Source organism: Microvirga sp. P4_G7, assembly GCF_056401005.1.
Map to the genome: position 1 here is coordinate 1 of NZ_JBFUKD010000636.1, position 2,134 is coordinate 2,134.

The 2,134-nt window shown below is 63.3% G+C and carries 2 protein-coding genes; both read left to right on the forward strand.

Annotated features, from left to right (window positions below; genetic code table 11):
• On the forward strand, positions 1–296 hold a 296-nt coding region (locus AC1DT3_RS18920; RefSeq protein ID WP_477466762.1), incomplete at its 5' end, for a M20/M25/M40 family metallo-hydrolase.
• Positions 297–318: 22 nt separating this feature from the next.
• Positions 319–2,134: adenine deaminase (locus AC1DT3_RS18925; protein ID WP_477466763.1), on the forward strand; the 1,816-nt coding region annotated here is incomplete at its 3' end.

Genomic DNA, 2,134 nt, shown 5'->3' on the forward strand with positions numbered 1-2,134 from the left:
CCTTCAAGGAGCACGGCGGCAGTCCGGCGCTGACCCTTCCCCTCGACGGACCTTACCTGAAGCCGACGCTCGATGCCTTGACGCAGGAATGGGGTCGCGAGGCAGCGCTGGCGGGAACGGGCGGCTCGATCCCGATCGTCGGCGACTTCAAACGCTTCCTGAACATGGATGCGCTGATGGTCGGATTTGCGCGCTTCGACAACCGCATCCATTCGCCGAACGAGAAATACGACCTCTCGAGTTTCCACCACGGAATTCGCTCCTGGGCCCGCATTCTGTCAGCCCTTTCGAAGTAAGAACGAACACGGACGCACCATCATGGATCGCAAGCCCTCGCTTCCCCCTTCGTCGAGCCTGACGCGCTTCTCCCTTGCACCGCTACACACCATGACACGCCGCTTGGCGGACGTGGCCTCGGGGCGCGCACCCGCCGATCTCGTGATCACCGGCGCACGGGTGCTGTCTACCTACAGCGAACGCATTGCGCGGGAGCGGGAAGTCTGGATCGTGGGCGGGCGCATCGCGGCCGTCAAACCCGCGGGCTCATACAAGAAGGTCAACGGAACTCCCGGACGCGTCTATGATGCGAAGGGCGGGATCATCGCGCCCGGTCTCGTCGATCCGCACATCCACATCGAGAGCAGCATGATCACCGCCTGCGCTTACGCGGAGGCGGCGTTGCTCAATGGCACGACCACCATCTTCTGCGACAGCCATGAAATCGGAAACGTCATGGACAGCGCCGGCATCGAGATGATGCTGGAGGATGCGCGGCACGCGCCGTTGTCCATCTTTCTCACCGTGCCAAGCACGGTTCCGGCCACGTCGCCAGAGCTCGAAACGGCGGGCGGCGACCTGACGCCTGAAAAAATCGCGGCGTTGTTCGATCGCTGGCCGGAAGCGGCCGCCCTCGGCGAAAAGATGGACTTCGTCCCCGTGACCATGGGCGACGAACGCAGCCACGCCATTCTCGCGGCGGCACTCTCGCGCGGAAAGCCGGTGTCCGGCCACATATACGGTCGCGAGTTCGTTGCGGCCTACGCGGCGAGTGGTGTCACGGATACGCACGAAGCCATCGACCGCGACATCGCGGACGATCTGCTCGATGCCGGTGTGTGGATCTTCCTGCGCGGCGGGCCGCCGACGACCCCGTGGCACTCTCTTCCCGAGGCGATCAAGACCGTCACCGAACTCGGCGCCTCTCACAAGCGGCTCTGCGTCTGCACCGACGATCGGGATGCCGATGACCTCATGCTGTTTGGTCTCGATTGGGTGACGCGCGAAGCGCAGCGCGCCGGCATGTCGCGCGAGCAGGCCTGGAGCATGGGATCGCTTCATCCCGCGACCCGTTTCGCCATGGACGGCGAGATCGGCGGTCTCGGTGGCGGAAGGCGGGCGGATGTCGTGTTGCTCGATGACGATCTCACTGTGAAGAACACCTGGTACGGCGGCGAGCTGGTCGTCGAGAACGCCAAGATCACCCCGGTTCTCGATCAGGCCCTGTCAAATCGCTACCGCTATCCGCCGGAAGCCTATCGGACGGTGCATATCCCATCGCCGCCGAAGCTCATTCCCGAACTCCCGTCGAAGGCCTGCACGACCAACGTCATCCGTGTCGCGCTGCCGGGCATCGTTCTTTTCCATGACAAGATCGCACTGCAGCCGGAGCCGGATTGGGAAACGCTCCTGACCAAGAACGGTCTCACCTTCGTCACCGTCATCGAGCGTCACGGAAAAACCGGCGGTGCCGGTGTGGCGCATGGATTTCTCAAGGATTTCGGATTGAAGCGCGGCGCGGTCGCCAGCAGCGTGGGGCACGATTCACACAATGTGATCGTCGCGGGAACGAACGAGGCCGACATGCGCGTTGCGCTCGATACGATCATCGAGAGCCAGGGCGGTGTTTGCGTGGTCGACGGCGGTAAGGTCGTTGCCATGGTGGCCTTGCCGATCGCCGGCCTCTTGTCCGACAAGCGCGTTACCGAAGTCGCCGACGAGACGCGAAGCCTCAAGGTGGCTTGGGAGAAGGCCGGCTGCAAGATCCCCTATATGGGGTTCAACCTGATTCCGCTGTCTGTGATCCCCGAAATCAGGATCACAGACAAAGGGTTGGTTCTCGTGCCCGAGATGAGCC